Origin of the sequence: Novosphingobium taihuense, from assembly GCF_007830315.1 — a bacterium.
Taxonomy (GTDB): Bacteria; Pseudomonadota; Alphaproteobacteria; order Sphingomonadales; family Sphingomonadaceae; genus Novosphingobium; species Novosphingobium taihuense.
Genome location: NZ_VLKJ01000010.1, coordinates 61,059 through 85,833 on the forward strand (window position 1 = coordinate 61,059; position 24,775 = coordinate 85,833).

At 63.9% G+C, this 24,775-nt stretch carries 21 protein-coding genes; 4 read left to right on the forward strand and 17 right to left on the reverse strand.

The annotated features are described in order from the left end of the window. Positions 1-62: 62 nt before the first annotated feature. The 13 genes from IQ25_RS16915 to IQ25_RS16975 all read right to left on the reverse strand — a co-directional run bounded on the left by IQ25_RS16915 (position 63) and on the right by IQ25_RS16975 (position 16,232). Positions 63-2,177, reverse strand: coding sequence for a TonB-dependent receptor domain-containing protein (locus IQ25_RS16915; protein WP_144907450.1), 2,115 nt, complete (start codon positions 2,175-2,177; stop codon positions 63-65). Between the two features lie 152 nt (positions 2,178-2,329). Continuing rightward, positions 2,330-3,133, reverse strand: a complete 804-nt coding sequence (locus tag IQ25_RS16920; protein WP_258537059.1) for a class I mannose-6-phosphate isomerase — start codon at positions 3,131-3,133, stop codon at positions 2,330-2,332. Next, positions 3,130-4,170 (reverse strand): mannose-1-phosphate guanylyltransferase, encoded by a 1,041-nt coding sequence (locus IQ25_RS16925; protein WP_144907451.1) that lies wholly within the window; start codon positions 4,168-4,170, stop codon positions 3,130-3,132. The genes IQ25_RS16920 and IQ25_RS16925 overlap by 4 nt, the downstream gene beginning before the upstream one ends. 44 nt (positions 4,171-4,214) lie before the next feature. Then, on the reverse strand, positions 4,215-5,507 hold the full coding sequence (locus IQ25_RS16930; RefSeq protein WP_144907523.1) for a glycoside hydrolase family 130 protein: 1,293 nt from the start codon (positions 5,505-5,507) through the stop codon (positions 4,215-4,217). Further along, positions 5,494-7,857, reverse strand: coding sequence for a glycosyltransferase family 4 protein (locus IQ25_RS16935; RefSeq protein ID WP_144907452.1), 2,364 nt, complete (start codon positions 7,855-7,857; stop codon positions 5,494-5,496). The genes IQ25_RS16930 and IQ25_RS16935 overlap by 14 nt, the downstream gene beginning before the upstream one ends. Positions 7,858-8,067: 210 nt before the next feature. After that, positions 8,068-8,811, reverse strand: coding sequence for a TonB family protein (locus IQ25_RS16940; RefSeq protein ID WP_144907453.1), 744 nt, complete (start codon positions 8,809-8,811; stop codon positions 8,068-8,070). 84 nt (positions 8,812-8,895) lie between these two features. Then, a complete protein-coding gene (fdhD, locus tag IQ25_RS16945; protein ID WP_144907454.1) occupies positions 8,896-9,681 on the reverse strand; it encodes a formate dehydrogenase accessory sulfurtransferase FdhD in 786 nt (261 codons plus the stop codon). Beyond that, on the reverse strand, positions 9,671-9,937 hold the full coding sequence (locus IQ25_RS16950; RefSeq protein ID WP_144907455.1) for a formate dehydrogenase subunit delta: 267 nt from the start codon (positions 9,935-9,937) through the stop codon (positions 9,671-9,673). Before IQ25_RS16950 ends, fdhD begins: the two co-directional genes overlap by 11 nt. Further along, positions 9,934-12,792 (reverse strand): formate dehydrogenase subunit alpha, encoded by a 2,859-nt coding sequence (gene fdhF, locus IQ25_RS16955; protein WP_144907456.1) that lies wholly within the window; start codon positions 12,790-12,792, stop codon positions 9,934-9,936. The genes IQ25_RS16950 and fdhF overlap by 4 nt, the downstream gene beginning before the upstream one ends. Then, positions 12,782-13,315 carry a molybdenum cofactor guanylyltransferase gene (mobA, locus tag IQ25_RS16960; RefSeq protein ID WP_144907457.1) on the reverse strand — a complete coding sequence of 178 codons (534 nt, stop codon included), beginning with the start codon at positions 13,313-13,315 and terminating at the stop codon, positions 12,782-12,784. Before mobA ends, fdhF begins: the two co-directional genes overlap by 11 nt. Then, positions 13,312-14,850 (reverse strand): NADH-ubiquinone oxidoreductase-F iron-sulfur binding region domain-containing protein, encoded by a 1,539-nt coding sequence (locus IQ25_RS16965; protein ID WP_144907524.1) that lies wholly within the window; start codon positions 14,848-14,850, stop codon positions 13,312-13,314. The genes mobA and IQ25_RS16965 overlap by 4 nt, the downstream gene beginning before the upstream one ends. Before the next feature lie 8 nt (positions 14,851-14,858). Continuing rightward, a complete protein-coding gene (locus IQ25_RS16970; protein ID WP_144907458.1) occupies positions 14,859-15,272 on the reverse strand; it encodes an NAD(P)H-dependent oxidoreductase subunit E in 414 nt (137 codons plus the stop codon). A 72-nt stretch (positions 15,273-15,344) separates the two neighbouring features. Beyond that, positions 15,345-16,232, reverse strand: a complete 888-nt coding sequence (locus IQ25_RS16975; protein ID WP_144907459.1) for a LysR family transcriptional regulator — start codon at positions 16,230-16,232, stop codon at positions 15,345-15,347. Positions 16,233-16,469: 237 nt separating this feature from the next. On the opposite strand from IQ25_RS16975, the gene bioB reads away from it, so the two are divergent. From bioB to bioD, 3 genes are read left to right on the forward strand one after another with little or no spacing between them, the layout of a single operon-like run. Beyond that, positions 16,470-17,552, forward strand: coding sequence for a biotin synthase BioB (gene bioB, locus IQ25_RS16980; RefSeq protein WP_144907460.1), 1,083 nt, complete (start codon positions 16,470-16,472; stop codon positions 17,550-17,552). After that, positions 17,552-18,700, forward strand: coding sequence for an 8-amino-7-oxononanoate synthase (locus tag IQ25_RS16985; protein ID WP_144907461.1), 1,149 nt, complete (start codon positions 17,552-17,554; stop codon positions 18,698-18,700). The genes bioB and IQ25_RS16985 overlap by 1 nt, the downstream gene beginning before the upstream one ends. Next, positions 18,697-19,317 (forward strand): dethiobiotin synthase, encoded by a 621-nt coding sequence (gene bioD / locus IQ25_RS16990; protein WP_144907462.1) that lies wholly within the window; start codon positions 18,697-18,699, stop codon positions 19,315-19,317. Before IQ25_RS16985 ends, bioD begins: the two co-directional genes overlap by 4 nt. A gap of 3 nt (positions 19,318-19,320) precedes the next feature. Here bioD and IQ25_RS16995 read toward each other — a convergent pair whose 3' ends face one another. Genes IQ25_RS16995 through IQ25_RS17010 form a run of 4 tightly spaced genes read right to left on the reverse strand, consistent with a single transcriptional unit; the run spans position 19,321 to position 23,327 of the window. Beyond that, positions 19,321-20,112 (reverse strand): cyclase family protein, encoded by a 792-nt coding sequence (locus IQ25_RS16995; RefSeq protein WP_144907463.1) that lies wholly within the window; start codon positions 20,110-20,112, stop codon positions 19,321-19,323. Continuing rightward, positions 20,109-21,266: an alpha/beta hydrolase family protein gene (locus tag IQ25_RS17000; protein WP_144907464.1), complete on the reverse strand. Its 1,158-nt coding sequence runs from the start codon at positions 21,264-21,266 to the stop codon at positions 20,109-20,111. The genes IQ25_RS16995 and IQ25_RS17000 overlap by 4 nt, the downstream gene beginning before the upstream one ends. 3 nt (positions 21,267-21,269) lie before the next feature. Further along, on the reverse strand, positions 21,270-22,184 hold the full coding sequence (locus tag IQ25_RS17005; protein ID WP_144907465.1) for a VOC family protein: 915 nt from the start codon (positions 22,182-22,184) through the stop codon (positions 21,270-21,272). A 27-nt stretch (positions 22,185-22,211) separates the two neighbouring features. After that, a complete protein-coding gene (locus IQ25_RS17010; RefSeq protein WP_144907466.1) occupies positions 22,212-23,327 on the reverse strand; it encodes an FAD-dependent oxidoreductase in 1,116 nt (371 codons plus the stop codon). A 241-nt stretch (positions 23,328-23,568) separates the two neighbouring features. Here IQ25_RS17010 and IQ25_RS17015 point away from each other — a divergent pair, with 241 nt between their 5' ends. Further along, positions 23,569-24,768: an MFS transporter gene (locus IQ25_RS17015; RefSeq protein WP_144907467.1), complete on the forward strand. Its 1,200-nt coding sequence runs from the start codon at positions 23,569-23,571 to the stop codon at positions 24,766-24,768. The last annotated feature ends 7 nt before the right edge of the window (positions 24,769-24,775 follow it).

Consider the following 24,775-nt stretch of genomic DNA (forward strand, 5'->3'; position numbering starts at 1 on the left):
CACCGTTTCCCTGAGCGGGAAAACTGATGGGCCACGGCTTTATCTGCGATGAACCGTTGGGATTAGAAGCTCACCCTCGCGCTGATACGTATGTCGCGGCCAGCCAGCGGGGCGAAGTCCTTGAGGACGGAGGCGTGGCGGCGGGCGTCGACATCGAAGATGTTGTTGGCCGAAAGCGCGAACGAGAGCGGGCGCGCGTTGCCCCATGGGCGGAAGTTCACCTCGGCATTGACCATGGTGAAGCTGGCGGTCGGCGTTTCGAAATTGGCGAGGCGCGGCTGGCTGTCGCTCCATTCCACTTCGCCGCGCAGGTCCAGCTTCTCGCCCTTCAGCCCGAGGCCGCCGAGGAGGCGCAAGGGGGGGATGCGCGGTGCCGGGCCGACGCCCTCGATCTGCGCATGGACATAGTCGGCCACGCCATCGGCGACGAGATCGAAGTCTCCCACCTTGGCGAGATTGACTGTGCCCTGCAGTTCGAAGCCATAGTAGCGCGCCTTGGCCTGGCTGAACTGGAACACCGGCAAACCGTCTTCCACCTCACCTGTCAGGCCCTCGTAGATGAAGTCGTCGAACCAGTTGTGATAGACCGAGGCTTCGAGCGTGTAGCCGGGGCCGGACCCGCGCAGCACGCCTTCGAGGCCCCAGGCACGCTCGGTCCGGAAGTCCGGGTTGCCGACTTCGAAGGCCTGCGTGCCGGCATGCGGGCCATTGGCGAAAAGCTCCTCCGCCGAAGGTGCGCGCACGGTGCGGCTGAGGTTGACGCCGAAGCGCCAGCCATCGGCAAAGCCATAGGACGCGCCTGCCGAGCCGGAGACGGTATCGAAAGTGCGCTTGCCGTTGAAGAACTGCGGCTGATCTGGCAGCGGCTTGGCTTCGAGCACGGTATGTTCGTACCGCGCGCCGCCTTCCAGCTTCAGCGCGCCGAGGTCGATCTGCTGCAGGGTGAACAGCCCGAGCTGCTGGGTGGAGCTCTTGGGCAGGAAGGCTTCATCGCCGATCACGTTGAAATCGCGCGAGAAGTACTGGACGCCGCTGGCGCCCTTCCACGCGCCGCGATCAGCCTGCACCAGTTCGACGCGGCCTTCGAGGCCCTTGTTGTAGAAGGCGGTGCCGATGCCGCCATCGGGCTCAAGCTCGAAGTGGCGATAGGAGGCAAACCCGGCGCGGGCCTTGATCGACTTGAGGAAGCCTCCGCCGGTCTCGACCTCGGCGCGCAGGTCCACGCGATCCTGCGAGACGTCGAGGCGGGGGGCCTCCTGCTCCTCGCCGGGGCGGATCGCATAGCGGGTGGGGACTCCATAGAGGCTGTCGTAGTGGCTGTAGGAAATGCCGAGGTTGCCGGTATCGGTGATCAGCGCCGCGCCGACGCCTGCGGTCCAGGTCTCGGCAGCGGAGTTGGGCAGACGGCCCTTTAGGGCGGCGTTGGCGGCGAAGTCGATGCCCTCGTCGATCTGGTCATCGGTTTCCGTCCCGGCATTGGCAAGCGCCACCGCGCGGGCCGAGGGGGCCAGCACATAGTCGCCCACGCGCAGGTTTCCGGTCTTGAGATAGCTGCCGTCGGCATGGACGACGAACTGCTTGCCCACCGGCACGTCTACCGCCGCGCCGATCGAACGCTCGTTCGCCGCCGAGCCATAGGTCGCCATGGCATCGACGTGCGCGATCTCGTCGGGCACGACGCGCGGAATGCGCTTGTCGATCACGTTGACGACGCCGCCGATGGCCGAGGAGCCGAACAGCAGCGTGGCGGGGCCGCGCAGCACTTCGATGCGCTCTGCCAGCAGCGGGTCGATCACCACGGCATGGTCGGCGCTGGTGTTCGAGACGTCGAAGGCGCCGATGCCGTCGGTCAGGATGCGCACGCGCTCGCCCTGCAGGCCGCGCAGCACCGGGCGCGAGGCGTTGGGGCCGAAGGAGGTGGCCGAGACCCCGGGCGTGCGATCGAGCGTTTCGCCGATGGTCGGGCGGATCGACTGGGCGAGTTCCTGCCCCTGGAGGACCGAGACGCCGGAGATGATGTCCGCCCGGTCGCGGTTGAACGCGGCGGTCACGACGATCTGCGGCGGGGTCTGCGCGTGAGTGTCACCTTGATCATCGGCTGCTGGCGCGGGGGCCTGCTGGGCCAGGGCGGGAGCAGAGAGGAATGCGGCGCCGAGGAGAAGAGCGGTAAGACGCATGGATAGTCCTTGCTGGATTGCGACCTGCCACCGGCCTTGTTGGTCGTGCGGCACTCGCGGCTCCATACAACCGCCATTCGGATGTTACAACATAACATTACATGAATCTGCCACCCTTTTTCAGGTACGTGGCCGGGATCGCGAGGCAGGAGTCAGGCGGGTCGGACGAGCAGGCAGGTGCCGGAGGACGAGAAGTCCACGCACTGAGCATCGGCGGCGAGCGCACACTGGCCTACGTCAACACTTTCGCTCGCAACTGTGATCGGAGCGTCCACCGGAATCACGAAGCATGGACCATCGTAGGCAGCACGCACATCAGGCGCAGGCTGGCCAACAACGCAATCGGCGGTGAAGTACTTGCCCGATGCGAGCATCCCGGGCTTTGCCAGCACATCATGACGGCGCAGCGACGGGTCATGCGGCTCTCCCTTGGCCACTGCCACGCTCTTGTCGAGATGCAGTTCGCGCGGGCGACCATAGTCGTAAAGGCGGTAGGTAATGTCGCTGTTCTGCTGGATCTCGATCAGGCTGACGCCCGCGCCGATCGCGTGGACGGTGCCTGCCGGGATATAGAAGAAGTCTCCGCGCTTGACCGGATACCAGTCCATCAGGCCTTCGATGCTGCCGTCGAGGGCTGCTGCGCGCATCGTTTCTGCGTCGAGCGCTCGGCCGAAACCGATGCCCAGCTTGGCGTTAGGCTCCGCGTCGAGGATCAGCCAGCATTCCTCCTTGCCGCGATCATTCTCGCCAAGCTCCTTGGCCTGCTCGTCGCTGGGATGGACCTGAACCGAAAGCTTCTCAGACGTGAAGATGTACTTGATCAGGATCGAAGGAAGTTCCGGCGGCGGTTCGAACCAGATCTCGCCAATGCTCTTGCCCGAGAAGGATTGGAAAGGCGGGGGCAGATCGTTCTTCCCCCACGGTTTCTCGACCATCCGCCTCGGCAGCAATTTCACTGGTTGGCAGCTCCGGAAAGTTTGCCCACGGCCTGCGCACCTTCCGGCGTGCAGACAAGGACCTCATCGCCATCGACGACAATCACGAGGTTCGACGCGCCCACCACCGAAACGCGGGGGCCGTCACTCATGACCAGTACGTTGCTGCAATCCTTCAGTTCCGCCCTTCCGTGGACGGCATTGCCCGCTTCGTCACGGTCCTGCGCTTCGTGGAGCGCCTGCCAGTTGCCGATATCGGACCAAGCCATGGTCGCCGGGACCATCGCGGCCCGGTCGGTGTTTTCCATGACGGCATAGTCGACAGATTCGCTCGGCACCTTGGCGAAGGCGGCGCCATCGGGATGAAAGCGCATGCCGTCGGCAGTGCCCTTGTCCACGGCTTCGCGAACGGCAGCGAGGATCTGCGGACGATGACGGCCAAGCTCTTCGAGGAAGGTCCCGACCTGGAACGCGAAAATGCCGCCGTTCCAGGCGTATTCGCCGCTGGTGAGAAACTCCATCGCACGCGCCAGATCGGGCTTCTCGACAAAGCGTTCGACCTGTCTGCCACCAGAACCTTCGATCACAAGGCCCCGCTTGAGATAGCCGAAGCCGGTCTCCGGCGCGGTAGGGACGATACCGAACGAAACAAGCCAGCCGGCGCGCGCCAGAGTTGCAGCTTCATGCGCGGCGGCGCGAAAGGCATCGCAATCGCCGATATGATGGTCGCTTGGGCAGACGAGCATCACCGCGTCTTCGGGCAGGGTCAGCGCGGCAAGCGCAATTGCTGCAGCCGTGTTGCGGGCCTCTGGCTCGACGATGATGCGGCTGTGCGCAACATCGGGGAGCTGCTCCTCGACATGGCCGAGATGGGCAGCTCCGGTGACCACCACGGGATCGCCAAAGCCATCCGCAGGTGGGCAGCGCAGCACGGTGGCCCGGAACAGGGTATCTTCGCCGACCAGCGGCAGAAAGGGCTTGGGTCTGGATTTGCGGGAGCGGGGCCATAGGCGGGTTCCACTGCCACCGCACAATATCACAGGAACTGTCTGGTTCATCGAGAGCCTTCAAATGCCGTGCTGCACCGCAGCGCGAACCTTTACTAACGGGTCGAGTCCATCCTTGCCAGCAATTCCCGAACTGAGGTCGTCGCAAAGCCAACCGCGCTGTCGGAGATGCCGTAAGGCACAAGCAACTGGTCCTCCACCAGCAGAGCGCCGCAGGTATAGACGACGTTCGGGACATAGCCGAACCGATCGGCGTCGATCGCGGTGAGCAATGGCTTGCTCGAACGGGCAATGACCTTGGACGGATCGTCCCGGTCGAGCAGAGCGCATCCGAGTGCATACTTGCGCATCGCACCGACACCGTGGGTGAGCAGGAGCCAGCCCTCATCGGTCAGGATGGGACTGCCGCAATTGCCGATCTGAACGAACTCCCATGGAAACTCAGGCTCCATCAGCAGCACGCCGTCGTCGTCCCAGCGATCGAGGCTGTCCGAGCGCAGCAGGAACAGGTTCTTCCCGTCCTGCCGCCCCACCATGCAGTACTGCCCGCCAATCTTTTGCGGGAACAGCGCCATGCCCTTGTTGCGCCCTGCCCTGCCGAAGATGGGCTCAAGCACGATGGAGCGGAAATCGCGGGTGCGCAGCAATTCCGAACGGATCGCCGAGCCCGAATAGGCAGTATAGGTCCCGATCCATTCGTAGTCACCGCCGCCGTGATCGAACCGCACAAGGCGCAAATCCTCGAGGCCGCCGCGCTGCTGCTCTGTCACCGGGAAGATCACGCTGTTCGAAAGCGTGCTTTCCATGTGGCGGTGGAGCGTGACCGCACAGTCTTCGCCTTCGCACACGGTCAGGCTGTCATCGGGAAGCATGGCCGTGGCGAAGTGGCTTTGCGGCCAGAGATCGAACGCGCCATCCGGCAAGGCAATGCCTTCGCGAAACACGATGGAACTGATGTGGCCCTCGCCCACGGCGCGCAGGCTCATGACAAAACGCACAGCACCGCCACTCATTCCCGTTTGATCGGGATGGGGCACGATGCTGGGATTCATCAGCGCTGCAGCGGCATAAGTGTATTCGTGGCAGAAGTAGGCCCCGATCAACCGCTTGCGCCGTATCGACAGGGCTGAGCCATCAAGGTTCAGCATCGACTCGATCTGGCGATAGCGCTCTTCGAACAGCTGCTCGGTTTGCCAGTGACGCTCCTCGAAATCGTGAAGGACGCGCGCATACTCCTCGTCAGCCTCCTCTGACGTCAGCGAGACGACATCGGACACGAGCTTTCGCGCCCGGGCACCGGAGCCGCCCGGCCCCTGCCACCCAAGATGAAACGGACGAAGCACGACCCGCGAAGGATCGGCGTGAAGCCTCTGTTCAAGCACCCGCAAGCTGTTGCGCACCCTTGCTGTTGATTTTCAAGGCAATGGTATCTGAAGCATTCGGTTCCTGAGTGCCAGGCATTGTTCTTGGACGACGCGCGATTGCGGCCAGCGCATAGTGCGCCAACTGGAACGCGAGGATCGATTCCGCTCCGCAGTTGAGGTTGACGCCCTGCGGGGTCACGCCATCTCGGCAGCGCCCGGTGGAGATGTCGCCAAGGACCTCGCCGCGATCGTTTCCTCCGAGGAACCAGCGATAGGCGGTCTCGGCATGGCGCAACCATCCCTCGTCGCCTGTAACCGCAAATGCCGCCGCCGCAGCGTCGACCGCAGCCCAAGCTTCCAGCGGTTGCTGGTCGAACGGCAGGTTCTGGTAGGGCTTGCCAAATGTTTCGGAACCGACCGCGCGGAAATGGCCCTGCGCCGAAATCTGCTGGCGCGCGATGAAACGCAGCGAGGAAAGACCGCTTTCGATCCAGTCGTCGCGGTTCATCACACGCCCGGCACCGATCAGCGCCTGGGACAGGCGGGGGTTGTCGTAACCGAGAACCGCTTCGAACCAGGCCCAGTCGGGACGTCGCCCGGCATCAAGCAGGTTTGCCAGCAGTTCGCCGCCGTGACGCAGGCTTTCGCGCGCGCCCGAATGGCCAGGATTGATCCGCAAGGCCTCGATGCAGCCAAGCATGACGAATGCCACGGTGCGAGGTGACTCCATCGCCGCGACGGGGGCCAGCGCGATATCGAACCATTGCGTAGCCCAATGGCGCAGGCCTTCGTCAGGCGCATTGTTCATCGCGCCACCCAGGGCCCAGACTGTCCGGCCGTTGCTGTCACCCGAGCCGACGGGCTCGCACCACGTCCGGTCGAAGTTCATGAAGTTTCGGAAGGCACGCCGGTCCGGATTCCAGGCATGCTGGATGAACGAGGCATAGACCGTGGCCCAACGCTGCCGCTCAGCCAGTGGAACGGCATCGGCCACGCCCATCAACATAAGCGCGCGCACGTTGTCGTCTAGGCAGTAGCCATGGCGGCGGTCGGGCACGGTGCCGATCGCATGCTGGAAGATACCGGTGCTGTCGCTCATCGCGGTGACGCCGAAGAACCCGGGTGTCGCGAGCAGCGGCATGTTACGGACGGGGCGGACCACGACGCTCTCAACCAGCGACCGCGCTGCTGCAGCAAAGCGTGGCCAGATCGTCTCGCGTCCCTTGGTCCAAGCGCGCTGCTGCACGGCGCGCAGCTCTTCGGGATCGTCGAGCAGGCGGTTGACGGCAGCGGCGATGACGTCTGCCTGACGGGGTTCGACCAACACGCCGACGCCCTCTGCCAACAGCTCGCGGGCGTGGACATAAGGCGTGGAGACCACGGCCTTGCCGAGTGCCACCGCATAGCTCAGCGTGCCTGAGGTCGACTGCTGCATGTTCGGATAGGGCGTCAGGTAGATGTCGCAGGCCTCGATCTGGTCGAGCAGTTCATCGAGATCGAGAAAGCGGTTGTCCCACTGAACGTTGGCCCCGACGCCAAGGTTCTCGGCAAGTGCAGCGAGGCCCTCGCGATAGCTTTCACCCTCGGTTGCGACAAGATTGGGGTGGGTTGCGCCGACGATGCGATAGACCACGTCTGGATGGTTCTCGACGATGGCAGGCAGCGCCTCGATCACCGTTTCCAGCCCCTTGCCCGGCCCCAAAAGGCCGAAGGTCATCATCACGCGACGACCTTCGAGGCCCAGACGCGCCTTGCGGTCAGACGTATTGCGCAACGGGCGGTCAGGTGCCCCGTGCGGTATCACCACGATCCGCTCCGACGGCACATGATAGAGGTCTTGCAGCAGTCCCATCGAATGCTGGGACATCACCATGACACGCGAAGCCCGACGGAGGAGATGTTCGATGACCTCGCGCTGGCGGTCCGATGGTTTGGCGAGCACGGTGTGCAGGGTAACGATCAACGGCGCTGCCACCCGGTCCACCAGTTCGAGCACCATATCGCCAGCCTCGCCGCCGAAGATGCCATATTCGTGCTGCAGCCAGACGGCATCGACGCCGTCCTCATTCATGCGGCGCGCGGCTGCGCGGTAATCATCGACGCGATCGGCGCGGATCACGCTGCGGGCACGCTCGTAAGTCAGAGGTGAGCGGGGATCGTCGATGACGTGAAGATCGACCGATACTTCACTGTGATGCGCCGCCAGTTGCTCGTAGATGTCGGTGGTGAATGTCGCGATGCCGCACTTGCGCGGCGCAAATCCGCCGATGAGAGCAACCCTGCAGGCAGGCGCACCCTGTGAGCGGCGCAAGAAGGACAGGACGCCGGGAGCCGAAGTTTCACCGGGTCCGGACGCGAAGTCGATGGTGGTCATGGCGTGCTGGTCTTCCGAATAGCTGAAGCAACCGCGAAGGCGCGGAAACTTTACTCTCGATGAACCAACGCAGTGGGGGCGATACGGTTGCATTGCGATGCAACAAGAATCTGGTCCGAATTGCGCAGCTTGCCTCAAAAGCCTGCCATTTCATCACTATCGCCGATTTAAACCAGGTTTTGGCGTGAATGCAGCGCAGCAAAAGCGTATTCAGGGCGCAAACCAGCGCTGCTCCCAGCCATATGTCGAGGCGACAGGTCGACCATCCGAATCTGTTGCTGGACGGAAGCGGAAGCGCTCGCTGGCAAGGCGGCAGGTCACCGCGTCAGCCTCGGGCACGCCGCTGGCCCGCCAGACCCGGCAACCCGTCACCCGCCCCTCGGCGCTGACATCAAGCAGAATGACGACGCGCTTGCCGATGCGCTCCTGCTGGCTCTTTGCCGGATAATCGCGGGTGGAGCGGATATCGCCGGCAATCTTCTCGGCCCTGCGGGCCAGACCTCCGCCCGAGCCGTTGCCACTGGCCCCGCTCCCCGTACCCATCCCCTCGCCACCGCCGCCGGTGCCTTGCCCCTGCGCCGCAGCGCCCGAACGGACATCATTGCCGGTGGACGCGACTGGCGGCGCGGGCTCGGGACGCGATGGGAGCCGCGAGCGGGCGACGACGGGCTTGGCTTTTGCCTTTCGGCCTTCCTCTCCCGATGCGCCCGCGGGCTCCGGCGTGGTTGGCGTAGGGCTGGGCGAGGGTTTTTCGAGAGGTACGTCAAACGTGCGCGTAGTGAAGGGATCGGCCTCGGCTCCGGTCTTCGCAGGCACGCCGCCAAAACCATGGATAACACCCCACAGCACGAGCAGATGCAGGCAAAGCGCAAACGTTGCAGGCAACGCCCGGTCACGCCCGCTCTTGCGGCGGACGGCAAAGCTTCGCGAGTCCGGCGCAGCGATGTGTTCCATAGCCCCCGAAAACCTACGACCCCGGCGTTCGATCCCGGGTCGCTCGCTTGTTAGACGTTTTGTCCGGCAGCGGAAAGGCAAGGCTCAGGATTGGAGCAGACTGTCTTTACGGGCCAATGTAACCAGACCGAGGCCGTGGGCAGCAGCCTGTTCCACGGCAAGCGTGGAGGCGGCCGAAATCGTGACAAGCAGGGGCACGCCTGCGATCACGGCCTTCTGCACCAGCTCGAAACTGCACCGCGCGGTCAGAAGGACGAAATGCGCCGAAGCGTCGAGGCCAGCACGGGCCGCTGCGCCCAGCAACTTGTCGAGCGCGTTGTGGCGACCGACGTCCTCACGCACGAGCACGATCATGCCGTCGGGCGTGCAAAGCGCGGCGGCATGGGCTGCGCCGGTTGCCCGCCCCAGCACCTGATGCTCTCGCAGCGCAGACGTGGCGCGAAACATCGCATCCGGAGCAACCTCTAGCCGCGCGGTGACCGGCGAGAGAGGTCGCATGACCTGCTCCAGGCTTTCGATGCCGCACAACCCGCAACTGCCTTCGGCCAGGCGCAGGCGGGCGCGTTCGAGCAAGGGCGCTGCGCCTGAAGCGGCGAGTTGCACGCGCAGCATCCACCCACCGGCTTCGACCGGCGCGGCATGCGCAGAAAGGAATTCGGCAGGCGATGCGATCAGCTGTTCCGAAAGACAGAAGCCCAGCGCGTAGTCTTCAAGGTCTGTCGGTGTTGCCATCATCACCGCATAGCCGATGCCGTTGATCTCTACGGCAACGGGGGCTTCGTCGATGACCGGGCGCGTGATCGTGCGCGAGGGGCTGCGATCGGCGAAGTGCTCGCGAAAGCTGACCTCGCGCGCACCGTCAACCGGCATCGGAACCGTGGACCGCCGGATCAGTTGCGCGCGTCTGAGGCGGCGGGATGCGTCCGTCCGCCACCCGCGCCATGGCCTCTACCGCCACGGGATCAAGCCCGGCAGAGCCTTGCGCGATCAGCATGTCGATCATGCGCGGCGTCCAGAACGAAACGATGTGGTCCGCCACCGCCATCACTGGCTTGTCATCATGCACCAAATTGCGCGCGATCTGGTTGGCCATGTAGGCGAGCTTCTCGACCGTATGCCCGCTCATTCGGCTGGCTCCATCGCGCCTTCATGGCCGACGATACGGCGGGAGAGCGTGGCCTGCGCTTCGTAATCCTCCTGCCAATCGGTCGGGCCGTTGGACGGCGTGATCTGCACGGCCGTTACCTTGTATTCCGGGCAGTTGGTGGCCCAGTCCGAATAGTCGGTGGTGACGACATTGGCCTGCGTGGCAGGGTGGTGGAACGTGGTATAGACCACGCCCGGCGCCACACGATCGGTCACCAATGCGCGCAGCGTGGTTTCGCCCGAACGGCTGGCGAGCTTGACCCAATCGCCCGACTTCAGGCCACGGTTTTCGGCATCGGTGGGGTGGATTTCGAGCAGGTCCTCCTCATGCCACACGACATTCGCCGTGCGCCGGGTCTGCGCGCCAACGTTGTATTGCGACAGGATGCGCCCCGTCGTCAGCAACAGCGGGAAGCGCGGGCCGGTGCGCTCGTCGGTTGGCACATAGTCGGTCACCACGAACTTGCCCTTGCCGCGGACGAAACCTTCGATGTGCATGATCGGCGAGCCATCGGGCGCCTTGTCGTTCACCGGCCACTGCAGCGAACCTTCGGCATCCAGCCGCTTGTAGTTCACGCCCGTGAAGGTCGGCGTCAGCCGTGCGATCTCGTCCATGATCTCGGATGGATGGGTGTAGTTCCAGTCAAGCCCGATGGCGCGGGCCAGTTCCTGCGTGACCTGCCAGTCCTCGTATCCGTTGAGCGGTTCCATCACCTTGCGCACCGGCTGGATGCGGCGTTCGGCATTGGTGAAGGTGCCGTTCTTCTCAAGGAAGGTCGACCCCGGCAGGAAGACGTGGGCGTAGTTCGCGGTCTCGTTCAGGAAAAGGTCGTGGACGATCACGCATTCCATCGCGGCAAGGCCCGCCGCCACGTGCTTCGTGTCCGGGTCCGACTGGAGGATGTCCTCGCCCTGGATATAGATCGCCTTGAACTGCCCGTCGGTTGCGGCATCTAACATGTTGGGGATGCGCAGGCCCGGTTCGGGATCGATCTTCACGCCCCATTCCGCCTCGAACAGATCGCGTGTCGCCTTGTCCGAGACATGGCGATAGCCCGAAAGCTCGTGCGGGAATGAACCCATATCGCACGCGCCCTGCACGTTGTTCTGCCCGCGCAGCGGATTCACGCCGACACCGCGGCGGCCGATGTTGCCGGTCGCCATAGCAAGGTTGGCGATGGCCATGACGGTGGACGAGCCTTGTGAGTGCTCGGTAACGCCAAGGCCATAGTAGATCGCGCCGTTGCCACCCGTGGCATAGAGGCGTGCCGCGCCGCGAATGGCTTCGGGATCAACACCTATAACCGGCGCGAGGAACTCGGGGCTGTTGCGCTCTGCCGAGACGAATTCGGCCCAGTGCTGGTATTCGTCCCAGTCGCAGCGTTCACGGATGAACGCTTCGTTGGCGAGGCTTTCCGTCACGATCACGTGGGCAATCGCCGTGAGGATCGCCACATTGGTGCCAGGGCGCAGCGGCAGGTGGTAGTCCGCCGCGATATGGGGGCTGCGCACCAGATCGGTGCGGCGCGGATCGATCACGATCAGCCTGGCACCCTGACGCAGGCGGCGCTTCATGCGGCTGGCGAAGACCGGGTGCCCATCGGTCGGGTTCGCGCCGATCACGAGGATCACGTCGCTGTCCTCGACGCTGTCGAAGTCCTGCGTGCCCGCCGATGTGCCGAACGTGGTCTTGAGGCCATAGCCGGTGGGCGAATGGCAGACCCGCGCGCAAGTATCGACGTTGTTGGTGCCGAAGCCCGCGCGGATCAGCTTCTGGACGAGGAAGGTTTCCTCGTTGGTGCAGCGGCTGGAAGTGATGCCGCCCAAGGCGTTGCGGCCGTAAGTCTCACGGATGCGGTTGATCTGGCCCGCCGCATAGGTCAGCGCCTCTTCCCACGAAACCTCGCGCCATGGCTGGTCGATGGATTCGCGGATCATGGGCGAGAGTATGCGCTCCTGATGCTGGGCATAGCCCCAGGCGAAGCGGCCCTTGACGCAGGAATGCCCGCGATTGGCCTTGCCATCCTTCCACGGCACCATGCGCACCAGCTGTTCGCCACGCATTTCGGCGCGGAAGGTGCAGCCGACGCCGCAATAGGCGCATGTCGTCACAACAGCGCGCTCGGGCTTGCCGATTTCCTTGACCGCCTTTTCCTGCAAGGTCGCCGTCGGGCAGGCCTGCACGCAGGCACCGCAGGATACGCATTCGGACGACAGGAAGCTGTCCGAGGCAAGGCCCGCCGAAACCTTGCTGCCAAACCCGCGCCCGTCGATCGTCAGCGCCAGCGTGCCCTGCACTTCGTCGCAGGCGCGCACGCAGCGCGAACACACGATGCACTTCGATGGATCGAAATCGAAATAGGGGTTCGATATGTCGGGCATCGCGCCCAGATGGTTCTCGCCCTCATAGCCATAGCGCACATCGCGCAGGCCCACGGCGGCGGCCTGATCCTGAAGCTCGCAATCGTTGTTGGCGCTGCAGGTCAGGCAATCGAGCGGGTGATCCGAGATGTAAAGCTCCATCACACCCTTGCGCAGCTTCTGCAGGTGCGGTGTCTGGGTGTGGACCTTCATCCCTTCGGCAACCGGGGTGGTGCATGAAGCAGGCGTGCCACGCATCCCGTCGATCTCGACAAGGCACAGGCGGCACGATCCGAACTGCTTGAGGTTGTCGGTCGCGCAGAGCTTGGGGATCGAACCGCCGGTGAGCGCGGCGGCGCGCATGACAGTGGTGCCAACGGGCACGATAACTTCGCGCCCGTCGATGGAGCAGGTTACCTGCGTGTCCGACCGGACTTCCGGGGTGCCGAAATCAGCCTGGCGTTCATAACCCATGGGATTGCTCCTCGGCGGCCATCAGATCCGCCGGTGTATTGATATTAGCAGGATTTTCGGAAAGGCGCACCGCCCGCGCGCCGACCAGTTCGGCAAAAGCGCGCATCGAATGACGGGCATCGCTGGTCAGCAGCGCATCGAGCTTGGCCGAGACGCTGGCAGGCCACAGCCCGATCACTGGCTGGCTTTCGCAATAGGCGGGCGCTGGCTGAAGTTGCGCTACCAGATCATCTCCCAGCCCCAAGCTGTCGACCGAACAGGTCAGCACTTCATCGTAACCCGCATCGCGCGCATGGTGGAGCGCAGCGGCAATTCCACCGAGCGGTCCCATGTCAGCGCGCGGCCAGTCTGGCAGCGTAGGCGCAGGCGCTTCCTCTCGCCCCACCACGACCACCGCATCGCACTGCGCCGCCAGCGCGTCCACCGCCCGCGCCAGCAGCGTGCGTCCGCCCAGCTCGGCCAGCGCCTTGTCGCTGCCAAACCGCGTGGACCTGCCACCGGCAAGGACGGCTCCCAGGATCACTCCGCCGCTTCCTTCGCCGGAACTGCGCCAAAATCTTCGGGGAAATTGCGGAGTGCCGAGAGCACCGGATAGGGTGTGAAGCCGCCGAGTGCGCAGAGCGAGCCGAACTTCATCGTCTCGCACAGGTCTTCAAGCAGCACGATCTCGTCCGCCAGCGAACGCTCCACCTTGCGGGCGTTATGCATCTGCGGCAGCGCCTCGACCTTGTCGGGACCACGCCCAGACCGTGCCCGAATGCGGTCAATCAGTTCCACTCCACGCGTCGAGCCGATGCGGCAGGGCGTGCACTTGCCGCACGATTCCGCCGCACAGAATTCCATGGCGAAGCGCGCCTGGCGGCTCATGTCTGCCGTATCGTCGAACACGGTGATCCCGGCGTGGCCGATCAGGCCATCTGCGGCAGCAAAGGCTTCGTAATCGAACGGCAGGTGGAAATCGGACGGCGCGTGATAGGCGCCGAGCGGCCCGCCCACCTGCACTGCGCGCACCGGACGACCCGAAGCCGTGCCGCCACCCACAGTCATAACCAGCTCGCCGAGCGTCACGCCAAAGCCCACCTCGAACAGCCCGCCATGCTTCACATTGCCCGCGATCTGGATCGGCATCGTGCCCTTGGACCGGCCGAAGCCAACCGCCGCATAGGCTGCCGCGCCATTTGCCATGATCCACGGCACCGCCGCCAGCGTCAGCACGTTGTTGACCACGGTTGGCTTGCCGAACAGGCCTTCCAGCGCGGGGAGAGGCGGCTTGGCCCGCACTTCGCCGCGCTTGCCTTCAAGGCTGTTAAGCAACGAGGTTTCCTCGCCGCAGACATAGGCGCCCGCGCCCACGCGCACTTCCAGTTCGAACGGGGCGACAAGATCTGCGGACGCGCGCACCGCCGCCTGCATCTTGGCAATCGCGTGCGGGTATTCGCTGCGGATATAGACGTAGCCCTTGTGTGCACCGACGGCATGGGCGGCAATGGCCATACCCTCGACCAGCATGAAGGGATCGCCCTCCATGACCATGCGGTCGGCAAACGTCGCGCTGTCGCCCTCGTCGGCGTTGCAAACGATGTATTTGCGATCGGCCTGAGCCTTGGCCACGGTCGTCCACTTGATCCCAGCCGGGAAGCCTGCCCCACCACGCCCGCGCAGGCCGGATTCGGTCACTTGCGCAATCGTTGCCTCAGGCCCGATCTCGCGCGCCTTGGCCAGGCCCTGCCAGCCGCCATTTGCGGCATAGTCTTCGAGGCTGAGGGGCCGTGTCTTGCCAGCGCGCGCGAAGGTAAAGCGCTGCTGCTTGGCAATAAAGGGATGATCCTCGATGCGACCGATGGCTTTGCCAGACGTGCCGGCAAGCACTGCCGCAACATCGCCAGGCTCCAGCGGCCCGAACCCCAGTCCATCGATCTCGGCCAACGGCTCCAGCCATTGCATGCCCCAAGAGGACACGCGCTCGACCGTGCATCCCGCTGCCTCGAACGCCGCCGCGACCTCATCTGCGCCGCAAGCCAGCGCCAGCGCATCGTCGCTGATCCTAATGATCGTCACGCCCCCGGTCATGCCAATGCCTCCACCAGCGCGCCAAGCTTGGCCGCATCAAGCCGCGCGTGGACCTTGCTGCCAACCATCGCATTCGGCCCGACCGAGCACAGACCGAGGCAATAGACGGTCTCGACCTTCACCCGCGGATTTTCCGGCAGGCCCGCCGCCAGCGCTTCGACACCGCGCGCCTGGCAGGCCTCGGCGCGGCAAAGCTTCAGCACGGGACGCGCATCGGGCTCGGCATGAAAATCATGATAGAAGCTGACCACGCCATGCACTTCGGCCCGGCTGAGATTCAGCGCGAGCGCAATCGCGCGGATCGCCTCTTCCGATACGTGACCGAATTCGGCCTGCACGTCATGCAGGATCGGCAGGAGCGGCCCTTCGGCAGATGCGTGGGCGGCGATGATCTGTTGCAGTCGTTCCATTGCAGCAAATGCCTTGATCCGATGGGAGCGAAGGTCAAATCAAAAGTTCCGAAGCTTAATAGAAGAATTCTATCAAACTTCCGCCAGCCCCCGCGCCACTTCGAGCGCTGCGCCCGCCATCGGGCTAAGCGGTACGCGGTTGACGACGACAAGCCCGATCCGCCGCGTCTCTCCGGGATCGTCAAGCGGGCTGAACCTTGCCCAGTCGAGTCCTGCCAGCAAGGTAGCATAAGTGTCGGGAACGATAGTGCAGAAACCGCCTGACCGCACCAGTTCGAACAGCGTCACGTAGCTGTCCGCCACCGCGCGCGGCGTGATGGCGATGCCCGCCGCGGCCATCCGTCCGTCAAGGATGCGCCGGAACTGCATGCCCTGGTGCAGAAGGCACAGTGGCAGCTTCGCAGCGTCCTCCCAACTGGTCGGCGTGGCTGCATCAAAGCCGGAACCGGTGCGCGCAACGAAGAGGTAACGCTCGGCATGAAGGCCGACCGAGAGCACATTGCCCGGCGGCTCGTGGTCGAGATAGGTCAAACCGGCATCGCATTCGAAGGCATTCAGCGACCGCTCGATCTCGCGCGATGTTGCCGAGCGCACCGACAGCGTCACACCTGGATGACGCGACAGCAGGGCCTCGCCGAACAGGCCGACAAGGGGCAGCGCGGCCGGGATGGCGGCAAGCGAGAACTCACCGGTCAACGCCGCCGAACTCGCCGCGACCGAGCTCGTCATGCTGGCCACCGCTCCCAGGATTTGCTCCGCCCACGGCAGCATCGCCAAACCATGGCTGGTAAGCCCGAGAAACCTGCGATCACGCTCGACCAGCCGGTGCCCCACCTCCTGCTCCAGCGCCGAAAGCCCGGCAGAAAGCGTCGGCTGCGAAACGCCGCATTCTGCCGCCGCATTGGCGAAGTGGCGCAAGCGGGCGATGGCCACGAAGTATCGCAACTGGCGTAGATGCATGCTTTCACCGATGGCGTAATAGGGTGGGTCTATCAACTCGGCGTAAGAGCGCCTGTCAATCGAACACTCGTCAGCGCACGTCGCCCAGACCTCAGGCTGGGGAGCCCCGTCGCGCCGACAGCGTTGCGCTTGGTGAAATGCAAAATACCTGTTTGCAGCTTTGCTAATTCACTTGAGCATGTTGCACTGAAATGGGCTAAGGGCGCCCGAGATCAAGACTCCGAAGGGATTCCAGCCGTGCAAGACACTCTCACCCGCCAGCGCGAAACGACTGCTTCAGCCAGCGCCGTCCGCACCGACTGGACACGGGAAGAGATCGCGGCACTGTTCGATCTGCCGTTCACCGAACTGGTGTTCCGTGCAGCAGAAGTCCATCGTGCCCACCATCGCGCAGGCGAAGTGCAGCTATGCACGCTGCTTTCGATCAAGACCGGCGGCTGTCCCGAGGATTGCGGCTATTGCTCGCAGTCGGTCAAGGCCGATAGCGGGGTCGAGGCGACCAAGCTGATGGAAGTGCAGAAGGTGCTGCAGTCCGCCGCGCAGGCCAAGGACAACGGCTCCAAGCGCTTCTGCATGGGCGCTGCCTGGCGCAATCCCAAGGACCGCGACATGCCGGCGATCATTGCCATGATCAAGGGCGTGCGCGAGATGGGCATGGAAACCTGCATGACGCTGGGCATGCTCACGCCTTCGCAGGCCGAGCAATTGGCCGAAGCTGGCCTCGATTACTACAACCACAACATCGACACCTCGCCCGAACGCTACGAGGAAGTCATCACCACCCGCACTTTCGCGGATCGACTGCAGACGCTCGACAACGTGCGCAATGCCGGGATCAACGTCTGCTCGGGCGGCATCGTCGGGCTGGGCGAGACGCGCGCCGACCGCGTCGGCTTCGTCCATGCCCTCGCCACGCTTGAACAGCATCCGGAAAGCGTGCCGGTCAACGCGCTCGTGCCGATCAAGGGCACCGTGCTTGGCGACATGCTGGCCGACACCCCGCTCGCCAAGATCGACGATATCGAGTTCGTCCGCACCGTTGCGGTTGCGCGCATCACCATGCCGCTGTCGATGGTCCGCCTGTCCGCCGGTCGCGAATCTATGTCCGAAGCAACGCAGGCGCTGTGCTTCATGGCCGGGGCAAATTCGATCTTCACAGGTGACAAGCTGCTTACCGCCGCCAACGCGGGCGACGACGCAGACGCCGCGATGTTCGCCCGCCTGGGCCTCAAGCCCATGGAAGGCGAAGAGCCGATGCGGGCCCAGAGGTCCGAAAATCTCAAGGCCGTCGGAGGCTGCTCGGGAGGCTGCGCGGCCTGATGGCTGGGAGCACGACCCGCACCGGCTCGCTCTGGTCGGCGCATACCGCCGATCTTGCAGCGCTCGGCGAAAAGGCCCGCCTGCGCAGTCTTGCGCCTCGGCGTGGGATCGATTTCGCTTCGAACGACTATCTGGCGATGTCGTCCTCGCCCCGTCTGGCTGCGGCAGTGCAGGAAGCCATCGCGCGCGGGGTTCCGCTCGGCTCGGGCGGATCGCGCCTGCTACGCGGCAACGACCCCGAGCATGAATTGCTCGAGGAAGAAGCCGCACGCTTCTTCGGCACTGAATCAGCGCTGTTCTTCTCGGCGGGCTATGCCGCCAATGTTGCCCTGCTTTCCACCCTGCCGCAGCGCGGTGACCTGATCGTCTACGACGAACTCGTTCACGCATCGATGCACGAAGGCCTGCGCCTGACTCGCGCCACGGCGGTCAGTGCCGCGCACAACGATGCGCAGAGCTTCGACGATGCCGCGCGCGCATGGCGCGGCAAGGGCAACACCGGCCGCATCTGGCTCGCCTTCGAGACGCTCTATTCGATGGATGGCGACATGGCCCCGGTGGCCGAGATGGCCCGCGTTGCCGAGCGCCATGATGCGATCATGCTGATCGACGAGGCCCATGCCACCGGCGTGTTCGGCCCCGATGGACGCGGCCTTGCTGCCAGCCTCGACGGCCGTTCGGACACGATCGTCCTGCGCACCTGCGGAAAGGCGATGGGCTGCGAGGGCGCGCTCGTACTCGGTCCCAAGGTCGTGCGCGATTTCCTCGTCAACCGCGGCCGTCCCTTCATCTTCTCAACCGCGCCATCGCCGCTGGTATGCGCCGCCGTTCGCGAGGCGATCCGGATCATGGCAGACGAACCCCACCGCCGCGAATCCCTGCGCGCGCTTGTCGCCCACGCCGAGCGGGTGCTTGCACCGCATGGCGCGACGCCATCGGGGTCGCAGATCCTGCCGCTGATCCTGCACGAGGATGCCCGGACCATGGCCGTTGCTTCCGCGCTTCAGGCCAAGGGGTTTGACGTGCGCGGCATCCGGCCGCCCACTGTTCCGCAAGGCACCAGCCGCCTGCGCATCTCGCTCACCCTAAATGCCACAAGCGATGACGTCGATGCACTGGGCAGCGCACTTGCCGAGGCTCTGCGATGAGCGCCTTCGTCGTTACCGGCACGGATACCGGCATCGGCAAGACAATCTTTTCCGCCGCGCTCACCGGGGCGCTGCAAGCGCATTACTGGAAGCCGGTGCAGGCGGGGCTGGATGACGGTGCCGATCGCGATCACGTGGCGCGGCTGGCGGGCGTGCCGCCGGAACATGTGCTGCCCGAAGCCTATCGCCTGAACACGCCCTGTTCGCCGCATCGTGCGGCAGAGATCGATGGCGTGGTGATCGACCTTGCGCAGCTATCCTTGCCGGAAGTGCGTCCGCTGATGGTCGAAGGTGCGGGCGGTGCACTTGTACCTGTCACCCGCAATACGACTTACGCCGATGTCTTTGCATGGTGGAATGTGCCGGTGATCGTCGTCGCCCGCACGGCGCTGGGCACGATCAACCATTCGTTGTTGACGTTCGAAGCGCTGCGGGCGCGGGGGGTGTCCATCCACGGCGTAGCCTTCGTTGGCGACGCCAACGAGGACAGCGAAGCCACGATCTGCACGATGGGCGAGGTGAAGCGGCTGGGCCGACTGCCAATGCTCGAAAGGCTTGATGCCGAGACGCTGTCACGGGCATTCGCCGAGGCTTTCGACCTCGGCGACTTTACCTGACCTTCAATCCTCGAAGATTGCCACGGCACGGGTCCAGCCGGCCGAAGCGCCCTTGATCTTGTGGGGAAAACAGCTGACCATGAAGCCATCGGGCGGCAGCACTTCAAGGTTGTGCAGCTTTTCAAGGTGGCAATAGCCGATGTCGCGCCCGGCCTTGTGACCTTCCCAGATCAGCGATGTGTCGCCGGTTTCCTTGACCTTCTCGGCCGTGTGGACAAACGGCGCGTCCCAGCTCCAGGCGTCGGTCCCGGTCACGCGGATGCCGCGTGAGGTGAGGTACATCGTCGCCTCGTAGCCCATGCCGCAACCGATGCTGACATAGTTGGGATCGCCAACCGCCTTGCCGGCGGCGGTGTTGACCACAACGATCTCCAGCGGCTTCAGCTCATGCCCGATGCGCCTGAGTTCGTCCTCCACATCCTGCGCGGTGACGACATAGCCATCGGGAAAGTGGCGGAAGTCCAGCTTCACGCCCGGCTGGAAACACCACTCGAGGGGCACTTCATCGATCGTCATCGAAGGCACGGGTTTGCCGTCCTTGCCATCCATCGTCGGGTGGAAGTGCCATGGCGCGTCGAGATGCGTGCCGTTGTGCGTGGTCAGCGTGACGTTCTCGACCGCTGCGAAGCCCGCACCGTCCGGCGTCTCCTCGGGAGTTACACCGGGAAAGAAGAAGCCCAGCTCCGGCATGGTCTCGCCATGCTTCTGGTATTCGATCTTCGGGCGCAGGAACGGCGGATCGGTGATCACGTCGTTCTCGAGGTAGATCGAAAGATCGACAAAACGCCGAGTCATGCGGTCACTCCACCCAAGGTCTCGGCAAACCAGTCGGCAATCAGGTCGCGGCCATAGGACATGTTGTCCGCACCGACATGTTCGACGCCGCCTTCGCGCGCGGTGAAGATCACCTTCTCGCGGCGGGGCGAATTGACGAGCTGGTCATAAAGGTCGTCGGCGTAGGACACGCTGATCTGGCGATCGTGTGCCCCGTGAGTGACGAGGAACGGCACCTTGATGCGGTCCATGTGCCCGTTGAGGTTCATGTCGGTCGACTTGGCGAGAAATTCGTCCATGTCGTTTGCGCCGAACGCCCACATCACGTGCGCCCAATAGTGCGGAACCGGGTTTTCGCCCTCGCGCTTCATGCGCTTGTCCTGCACTTCGCGCCAGTTGTGGTTGGCACCCCACACCGCACCGCTGGCAAAGCGTGGCTCGTAGGCGACTGCACGCGGAGCGAAATGTCCGCCGAGCGAAATGCCGGTCATGCCGATGCGCTTGGGATCGACATCCGCCTGCTGCTCCAGCCAATCGACCGCCTTGCTGGCCCAGCTCTCCGAATGCGGATCGACAGGCAGATCCTGCAGTCGCAAGGTTTCGCCGGATCCCGGTTGATCCACGCACAGCGTCGAAACGCCACGGCGTGCCAGCGCTTCAGGCAGACGGCTCCAGTAGAGCAGTTCCTTGCAGCTATCGAGGCCGTTGCAATAGACCACCACCGGATGCGGACCCGGCCCTTCGGCACGGGTATAGAGCGCAGGCATTGTTCCCTGCTCGAGGGGAATTTCCACGCGCTCGCGGTTGATCTTGCCCAATTCGGTCGACCTGGCAAAGGCATCGAGCGCCTTGGCATAAGTCTCCTTGCGACCCGGCGCGCCATGGCCCTGCATGCGCTCTGCCACCAGCAGGTAGAGCGATGCGCGCTCCAGCTTGTTGGACGCAGAGAACGCACGCCCCTTGGCCTCGTCCTCGGCGGCAAGCTCGATCAGCTTGTCGCCATAGGCGGCCCACTGCTTCATGAACATCGGCGTGCCGGCATCACCGCCATTGGCCGCCGCCTCGATGATCGGCTGGCACATGTCGACGATTTCGCCGATCTGTCCGCCGCTCTCCATCGCGATCGAGACGGAGAGGTTCCAGATGTAGTTCGGAAACGGTTCGTACAATGCCATGGATCAGGCCTCGCCAGCGAGTTCGGGCGTCTTGAACAGACCCGGATTGACGTGAGGATGGGGCATGGTCTGCGGGCCGCCAACGCCGATGCCCCACTGGTCCATGACCATGGGCGCAGGCTTGTGCACCTTGAACTCGTGCATATCGAAATCAACTTCCTCGAGCTCAGAAGTGTACTCGGTGACGAAGCCCCCGGGCGTGACGAAATAGCTGAAGGTGTTGTTGCCCGCCGTGTGGCGACCGGGGCCCCAGCTGATGTCGATGCCCTTGATCTTGAGACGGTGCGCGCCGCGCATCATGTCGTCCACCGAAAGCATGTCATAGGCCACGTGGTTGAGGCAGGCAGGCCCCGGCAGGATAGCAATGCGGTGGTGCGCCGAATTGCATCGCAGGAAGCACATGAAGTCGCCCAGCCAGTCCGAAACCTTGAAGCCCAGCACGTCGCAGAAGAATTTCACCGCTTCCTGATGGTTGGGCGAGTGCAGCACGATGTGACTGATCTTGACCGGCACGCCTTCCCAGTGGGCCAGCTCGCGCTTGCTGCCCTTGGCAACGTCGCTCGACACTTCGAACAGGAGTCCGTCGGGCGAGAAGAAACGGAAGCCATATCCGCCACCGGGCGAGGTAAGATCAGCAGGTTCGCTGGCGATCTGGCACCCGGCGTCGGCGACCCTGGCGCGCAGGGAATCGACATCGGCGCGGCTGTCAGCGGCCAGTGCGATCACGTCGACACGGTTTTCATCGGCACGTCGCAGCTGGACGACATGGTGCTCGTCATGCCCCTGCGCCTTGAACCAGGCGTTGTTCTGGTCCTCGCCCACCGGCTCGAGGCCCCAGACTTCGGAGTAGTAGGTCTTTTCGGCGTCGAATTCCTTCACGCCATATCCGACATAACGGATCTCGGTAACGCGGCTCATCGGGATCTTCCTTGAAAAACGTGCAAATCAGATTGGCTGCGAGACGACTGCGAACATCTCTGCAGTGGCCTTGTGATTGTCGACCGCGGGCCCCACGCCCAACTGGCCATGGCAGATGGCAAGGCTGCTCTCGACGATATAGCGGCAGCGCTCGAAACGGCGGTCACGATAGGCCTTGAGCGCCGTTTCCACGTCGTCGTGGCGCTCCAGTTCCTCGGCGATGACGATGGCATCCTCGATCGCCATGCCCGCTCCCTGCCCCAGATGCGGCGTCGTGGCGTGCACGGCATCGCCGAGCAGCCCGACACGCCCCTTGCTCCAGTCACCCCGCACCAGCATGCCTTCCAGCGGACGGTAGACCACGCCCTCGTCATCGGTGATCTGCTCGCCCAGTTCACGGATCTGCGGACTGCAGTTCGCGAGCTTGGCGCGCATGGCCGCAGCAAGGCCCTGGGTCGGATAGCGCGGGTTGCCGGGCTCAGGCGTGGTCACGTACATGTACATCACATCCGCGCTCATCGGCACGAGGCCCACGCCCGTCGGCCCGTTGTAAACCTGCAGGGCATCAAGACCCTCGGGCCGCGGGAAGTTGTAGCGCCACACCGACTGCCCGGTGAAAACCGGCTTCTCGGCCTCTGGCAGGATCGCGGCGCGTGTTTGCGAGAACACACCGTCAGCACCGATCACCGCATCATAGATGCCCGACGAGCCATCAGAAAAGGTCACGGCCACCTGCTCGCCATCATCAACCATGTCTTCAGCGGTGATGCCCAGACGAATCTCGGTTCCGAGTTCCTTCGCGCTGTCGCCCAGCACCTTCTGGAGCGCACGACGGCTGATACCGACGTTGGCAGGACGACCTTCGACAAGTCTCGGACTGGGGACACGCGCAACCTTGGTGCCATCGGGCAGGAAGATCTCGACCGCGTCAAAACCGCATGCGGCATCCATGAATCTGTCCAGCACCCCAAGCTGGTCCATCGCGCGCAGCACGTTCGACTGCTGGATGATGCCCACGCCATAGACCGACCAGTTTGGATCACGCTCGATCGCGGTCACCGAGTGCCCCTTTCGCGCGAGTGCAATCGCTGCGGAAAGTCCACCGATCCCGGCCCCAATTATCAGGATGTTCAAATTTTTCATTGCCTTAAGCTAGCTCAACGACACCGGGTCGCCAGCCCCTCTCGTTTTCATGATTGCGGTCAGTGGTCGATTTAGATTGCGCCGAACAATACACCAAGCAAGTAATTTTTATGCCGATCCATGCTCAAAATCTATTAATCCACATCAAGTCCATTAGCTTGACTTGGCCAGACCGGAGAGGATACCGTTTGAGAATAACGGTTCTAGAATGTGGCATCGCGAAATGCCGCCGGGAGATTCGATGACCAGTCCTGCAGCGCGCCAACCGGGGATTCCCCAAGGCCTCACCATCGTCCTCACCGGCTTCCTGCCGATCGTCGCGATCGTCTCGATGTTCCCGGCGGTCCCCCGGATGATCGCGCATTTCGCGGCCGATCCTTCGGCCTCGACCAAGGTGCCAGCGATGGTATCGGCCCCCGGTCTTACCGTGGCGATCCTTGCGCTGTTCGCTGGCCTGATGGTCGACAAGTTCGGTCGTCGTCGCCTGCTGCTGTGGTCTACCGGCCTCTATGGCTTCGTCGGCATGGCCCCGATGTTCCTCGACAACCTCGATCAGATCTACGCCTCGCGCCTGCTCCTCGGCGTGACCGAAGCGGCGATCCTGACGACTGCGAACACCCTTATCGGCGACTACTGGGACGAGAAGGGTCGCAGCAAGTGGCTCTCTCTGCAGGGAATCATCGGGCCATTCTTCGGCAGCGCGGTGATTTTCACCTCCGGCTACCTCGCATCGATGAGCTGGAACTCGGTGTTCATGATTTATGGCATCGGCTTCCTCGCCTTCATCGCCATGCTCGGCTTCATCTACGAGCCGCAGAACGATGATACCGCACGCAAGATGCTCGGCATCGGTGCCGAAGCAAGCACGCCTTTCCCGTGGGCCGGAGTGCTGACCTTCGGCCTCGTCACCCTGTTCGGCGGCGCGCTGTACTATGTCTTCATCATCAACGGCGGGATCGTCTGGCAGGAACTGGGTGTTTCCGACCCTTCCGAGATCGGACGCCTGACCACCATCCCCAGCCTCTTCGTGATCGTCGGCGCGGTGATCTTCTGGCTCACCGGAAGGTTCGGACCCCGCATCCAGCTGACGGTATTTCTGACCCTGCTCGGCTCGGGATTGGCCGTGATCGGCTCGGCCAGCGACTGGAAGGGCATGGTCGCAGGCATGGCCCTGCAACAGACCGGCGCGGGCATGGCCGTGCCGACGCTGATCGCCTGGGCGCAGGGCTACCTGCCGTTCGAGCACCGCGGACGCGGCATGGGCGTGTGGACCTCGACCTTCTTCCTCGGCCAGTTCGTCTCGCCCCTTCTCGTCAGCCTGGCGCGCACCTCCAGCGGCTCGATGCAGGGCGCATTCCTCATTGCGGGCCTGCTCGGCATCGGGATCGCGCTCGCCACCTGGTTCATCGTCGCACCCAAACAGACGCAAACCGCAGTCTGATCCCGGC